This window comes from Kribbella sp. (assembly GCF_035687465.1).
In the GTDB taxonomy this organism is placed as follows: domain Bacteria; phylum Actinomycetota; class Actinomycetes; order Propionibacteriales; family Kribbellaceae; genus Kribbella.
This window is the reverse complement of record NZ_DASRXP010000255.1, coordinates 1-5,153: the sequence shown is the minus strand read 5'-3', so window position 1 is coordinate 5,153 and position 5,153 is coordinate 1. Positions and strand designations below refer to the sequence as shown.

At 67.7% G+C, this 5,153-nt stretch carries 2 protein-coding genes and 1 pseudogene; all 3 read left to right on the top strand.

Going from position 1 to position 5,153, the window contains the following annotated elements; translation table 11 throughout:
* Positions 1-2,195, top strand: a 2,195-nt coding sequence (locus VFG33_RS12805; protein ID WP_325025880.1) for a LamG-like jellyroll fold domain-containing protein, incomplete at its 5' end; no start/stop codon positions are given.
* A 150-nt stretch (positions 2,196-2,345) separates the two neighbouring features.
* Positions 2,346-3,872, top strand: a complete 1,527-nt coding sequence (locus VFG33_RS12800) for a WD40 repeat domain-containing protein (RefSeq protein WP_325025878.1) — start codon at positions 2,346-2,348, stop codon at positions 3,870-3,872.
* A gap of 98 nt (positions 3,873-3,970) precedes the next feature.
* Positions 3,971-5,153: pseudogene (locus VFG33_RS12795) on the top strand (LamG-like jellyroll fold domain-containing protein); the annotation flags it as partial.

The window sequence follows — 5,153 nt, the reverse complement described above, 5'->3', positions numbered from 1 at the left end:
CAAAGAGATGGCTGTTCGCGCGCCTGGGGGTGGTCGGCGTTCTGCTGGCCGCGACGCTGGCACCGACTCCGGCCCAGAGCATCAGTGCGTCGCTCTCGGCGCTCGACAGTCCCGTCTGGCAGACCAACGCAAGCGTCCAGGGCATCGCCGTGGCGGCCGGCAAGGCGTACGTCGGCGGCCGGTTCACCAGTGTCCGTCCCCCGGGTTCCCCGCTGGGCACGAACGAGGTCGGTCAGGCCTACCTGGCCGCCTTCGACACGACCACCGGCGACCTGGTCACCGCGTTCAACCCGGTCCTCAACGGCCAGATCTATGCGGTGGCCGCCTCGGCCGACGGCTCGCGGATCTTCGTCGGCGGTGACTTCACCACCGTCAACGGGGTGACCCGCAACCGGATCGCCGCCTTCGACACCGCCACCGGCGCGCTGGTGACCAACTGGAAGCCCTCGGTCTCCTACCGGGTCAAGACCATCTCGGTCTCCGGCACCACCGTGTACTTCGGCGGCTCCTTCGGCCTGGTGAACGGCACGGAACGGCTCCGGCTCGCCGCGGTCAGCACCAGCCTCGGCACCCTGTTGCCCTGGGCGCCCGCCAGCAACGGCGACGTGTACGCCGTGGACGTGGCGGACGACGGCTCGAAGGTCTACGCCGGCGGCCAGTTCAGCGCGGTCAACGGCACCAGCCAGAACACGGTGTCGAGCCTCGACCCGGTCAGCGGCGCCGTGCTGCCGTTCGCGGCCGCCGCCGCGGTCCCGCCGCCGAACGGCCAATGCACCACCCGGGTCAAGTCGATCGACGCCAGCGGCGGCTCCGTGTACTTCGGCAACGGCGGTGACGGCGGCGGGTGCTTCGACGGCACCTGGGCTGCGGATGTTGCCACCGGCAACTTGTTGTGGAAGAACCAGTGCCTGGGCGCCACCGAGGCGGTCAAGGTCGTCAACGGCTGGCTCTACAAGGGCTCGCACGCCCACGACTGCGCCAACGCCGGTGCGGGCGGTCACCCGCAGGGCGCCGGCTACCGGTTCCTGCTGACCGAGTCGCTGACCGACGGCTCCTTCGGCCCCTGGTACCCGAACACCAACGCCGGTCCGCCCACCGAGGTCGGCCCGCTGGCGTTCGCGACCGGTGGCTCGGACCTGTGGGTCGGTGGCGACTTCACCCAGACCAACGGCGTCGGCCAGCAGGGCCTGACCCGCTTCACCAACGCGGGTCCGGGCGCCGCTCCCGCCAAGCCGGCCAAGCTGCTGCCGTACAGCGTCCAGCCGGGCGTCGTGCAGCTCCACTTCCCGACGGTGGTGGACAACGACGACACCACGCTGACCTACCGGCTGCTGAAGGGCTTCAGCAACACCACGATCGCGACCTGGACGGCGAAGTCGACGTTCTACGACCGCCCGTGGCTGCACTACACCGACACCGCCGTGACTCCGGGTGAAGTGACGAACTACCGGGTCGAGGTGACGGACGGCAGTACCACCCTCCGGGGCAACTACTCGGATCCGTTGACGGTGGCGAGCACCACGTCAACGGCGTACGAGCAGCTCATCGGTTCGGACGGGCCGCAGGCGTACTGGCGACTCGGTGAGCCCGCCGGCACGACCACCTCGGTCGACACCTCCGGGCAGAGCAACAACGGCCCGTACTCCGGGGTCACGCTCGGCGCCGCTGGAGCGATCACCGGGAACACGGCCGCCACCATCAGCTCGAGCACCGGCCGGATGACCGGCGAGAAGGCGTACAGCATGCCGCAGCAGTTCACCCTGGAGGCCTGGGTCAAGCAGACCTCCACGCGCGGCGGACGGATCGTCGGCTTCGGCAATGCCAAGACCGGCAACAGCAGCATCTCCGACCGGATGCTGTACCTGCGCAGCGACGGTCGCGTCACCTTCGGGATCAGCGATGGCAGCCAGCAAACGCTCAACAGCGCCTCCGGCAAGAACAACGGCCAGTGGCATCACGTGGTCGGCAGCTACGACAACGGAGCCATGAAGCTGTACGTCGATGGCGTGTTGGCGGGCAACCAGACTATCGGACAGGCCTCCCTGTACTACGGTTGGTGGCGGATCGGCAACGACACCACCAGCAGTTGGCCAGGTGGTGGAGCCACTCAGACCAGCCTGGTCATCGACGAGGCGGCGGTTTACCCGTACGCACTGAGCGCAGACCAGGTGCTGACTCACTTCAATGCCCGCTGAAAGGTCAGCTGACTGCCGTACGCTGAGCGGACGGCCAGGCGGTCATAGCACAAAGTCATAACGCCGGTGGGTGGTCGACTTCCTGTCGACCTCCCACGAAGGCTAGATTTCGCGTGCTAGAGGCCCGCCCGCCCAGTCCGAAGGACATAAATGAAGAAGTTAGTTCTGGCACTAGTCACCGCAGCGGCCGTGGTCGCCGCAGCGCTGATCCCTGCCGGTCCGCCCGTGGTTGCCGCAGTGCCCGGGTTCGCTTCCGCGGTCTCCGCGGTCAAGCAGAGCTCCTGGCAGACCAACAACAGCGTCAACGCCATCGCGATCGCCGGGAACAACGTTTTCGTCGGAGGCTTGTTCACCAGGGTTCGACCGCCGGGCAAGGCGGCGGGCCAGGGCGAGGCGACCCGGACCTACCTCGCCTCCTTCAGCAAGAGCAGCGGCGGCGTCTCCAGTTTCGCGCCGGTACTGAACGGCCCCGTCTACAGCATCGCCGTGTCGCTGGACCAGAAGTGGGTCGTGGTCGGCGGTGACTTCACCACGGTGAACGGCAAGGCACGGCACCGGATCGCGATGTTCAACGTCGCCACCGGCGCACTGTCCAGCCTCGCGCCGTCGGTCAGCTACCGGGTCAAGGCCATCGCGATCTACGGCAACAGTGTCTTCTTCGGCGGCTCGTTCACCACGGTGTCCGGCTGGGGCCGCAGCCACCTGGCGGCCATCACCCTGAACGGCAAACTGCTGCCCTGGAGCCCGAACGCGGACGACGACGTCTACGCGATCGATGTCGCCGACAACGGCTCCAAGGTGTACGCCGGTGGCCCGTTCCAAACCGTCAGGGGCCAGTACCACAACACCCTCGTCGCGCTGAACAACACCACCGGCATCCCCTACGCGATGCCTGCCGAGTCGGCGATCCCCAGACCGTCCGCGATGTGCACCACCCGGGTCAAGGACATCGACACGTACGGCTCGAAGGTCTACGTCGCCAACGGCGGTGACGGCCGCGGCTGCTACGACGGCGTACTGGCCGCGGACGTCGCCAGCGGAAAACTGCTCTGGCAGAGCAAGTGCCTGGGCGCCACCGAGGCGGTCAAGGCGATCGGTGACTGGGTCTACAAGGGGTCCCACGCACACGACTGCACCGCGGACGACCCGAACTACTTCGCGGAAGGCACCGGGAACCACTACCTGCTGGTGCAAAGCGGAGTAAACGGCAGGCTCGGGCCATGGTTCCCCAACACGGACACCAATCCCAACAGCACGACGCAGGTCGGCCCGCTGGCGATGGGCGCCACCGGCACCGACCTGTGGGTGGGCGGCGACTTCCTGCACGTGAACGGGTCCGCCCAGCAGGGCATCGCCCGGTTCACCAACGCCGTCGGCGGCGCGAAGGCACCGGCTCCGGCCGCACCGAGCGCGAGCAGCACGGTGGCCAACAGGGTCTCGCTGTCCTTCAAGACCGTGGTGGACGCGGACAACATCACCATGACCTACAAGCTCTACCGGGGTACGACGCTGATCGGTACCTGGAACAGGAACACCTACTCCTGGCAGGCTCCGCAGGTGGTCTCCTACACCGACGCGGGCGTCAAGACCGGCCAGAGTGTGAACTACCACGTCGAGGTACTCGACGGCCGCAACGTGGTGAAGTCGGCGAACTCGGCAACGATCGTGGTCAAGTGAGCTAGGAACTAGGCGTGGGGCCTGCCTCTTAGGGCAGACCCCACGCTCCTGGACAACCGGCGGGGGGTCGCCGGCCGTAGCAGTACCAAGGGGGGAACATGCGCACGAGAAGAATCACCAGTGCATTGGCCGCGGCCGGTCTGACTGTGACCATGGCTGTGGTGCCGGCGGTACCAGCACCAGCCACGGGAGCGTCTCTGACGGCAGTGGCGAACTCTGCCTGGCAGACCGACGCCAGCGTGCTCGGCCTGGCAGTAGCGAAGGGCAAGGCGTACGTCGGGGGTCGCTTCACCCGGGTCCGTCCTCCGGGCGCGGCAGCGGGCACCAACCTGACCGTCCGGACCTATCTGGCAGCCTTCAACCAGAGCACCGGCGCGCTCGACAGCTTCAGCCACGACGTGAACGGCGTGGTCTGGTCGATCGTCGCCTCGCCCGACGGCACCAAGGTCTTCATCGGCGGCGACTTCACCCGCGTCGACGGCCAGGTCCGCAACCGGATCGCCGCCTTCGACACGACGACCGGCGCGCTGATCGCGACCATCAAGCCGTCGGTGTCGTACCGGGTCAAGACCCTGGCCGTCGGCGGCACCAGCCTGTACTTCGGCGGGTCGTTCGGCCTGGTCAACAACATCGCCCGGAACCGGGCAGCCGCGATCAGCACGGTCAACGGCACTCTCTTGCCGTGGAACCCGAACGCCGACGTGTACGCGATCGACGCGGCCGACGACAACTCCAAGGTCTACCTCGGCGGCACCTTCGCCAAGATCGGCGGCGTGAACCGCTGGGCCGTGGCCAGTGTGAACAACTCGACCGGCGCGATGCTCCCGTTCGCGGCCGGCTCCGCGATGCCGACGCCGACCAGCAGTTGCACCTCGCGGGTCAAGGACATCGAGACCAGCGGCACCAAGGTGTACTTCGCTGCCGCGGGTGATGGCGGCGGTTGCTACGACGGCACCTTCGCCGCGGACGTTGCCACCGGCAACCTGGTGTGGAAGAACACCTGTCTCGGCGCCACCGAGGCGATCACCATGGTGAACGGCTGGCTCTTCAAGGGCTCCCACGCGCACAGTTGCCCGGGCGCCTTCTCCGACGGCACCGGTGCTCACTTCCTGCTGCTGCAGAACCCAGCCAACGGTCAGCTCGGGCCTTGGTTCCCGAACACCAACGCCGGTCCTCCCACCGAGGTGGGCCCGCTCGTCTCGGCCACCGGCGGCACGGACCTCTGGGTCGGTGGGGACTTCACCACGGTCAACGGTGCCGGCCAGCAGAGTCTGACCCGCT